Origin of the sequence: Flavivirga algicola (assembly GCF_012910715.1) — a bacterium.
Taxonomy (GTDB): domain Bacteria; phylum Bacteroidota; class Bacteroidia; order Flavobacteriales; family Flavobacteriaceae; genus Flavivirga; species Flavivirga algicola.
The window spans coordinates 1-389 of sequence record NZ_JABBHF010000034.1; the positions used below are offsets into that span (position 1 = coordinate 1).

1 protein-coding gene is annotated in these 389 nt (G+C 62.2%); it reads left to right on the forward strand.

What is annotated here, in order from left to right:
* Positions 1-389, forward strand: a 389-nt coding sequence (locus tag HHX25_RS21575) for a hypothetical protein (protein ID WP_205958093.1), incomplete at both ends; no start/stop codon positions are given.

Below are 389 nucleotides of genomic sequence, written 5' to 3' on the forward strand. Positions count from 1 at the left end.
GCCGAAGCAGCAGCAGCCAAGGCCAAGGCAGAAGAAGAGGCCAGAGCCAAGGCAGCAGCCGAAGCAGCAGCAGCCAAGGCCAAGGCAGAAGAAGAAGCCAGAGCCAAGGCAGCAGCCGAAGCAGCAGCGGCCAAGGCCAAGGCAGAAGAAGAAGCCAGAGCCGAAGCAGCAGCCAAGGCCAAGGCAGAAGAAGAAGCCAGAGCCAAAGCGGCAGCCAAGGCCAAGGCAGAAGAAGAAGCCAGAGCCAAAGCGGCAGCCGAAGCAGCAGCAGCCAAGGCCAAGGCAGAAGAAGAAGCCAGAGCCAAAGCGGCAGCCGAAGCAGCAGCAGCCAAGGCCAAGGCAGAAGAAGAGGCCAGAGCCAAGGCAGCAGCCGAAGCAGCAGCGGCCAA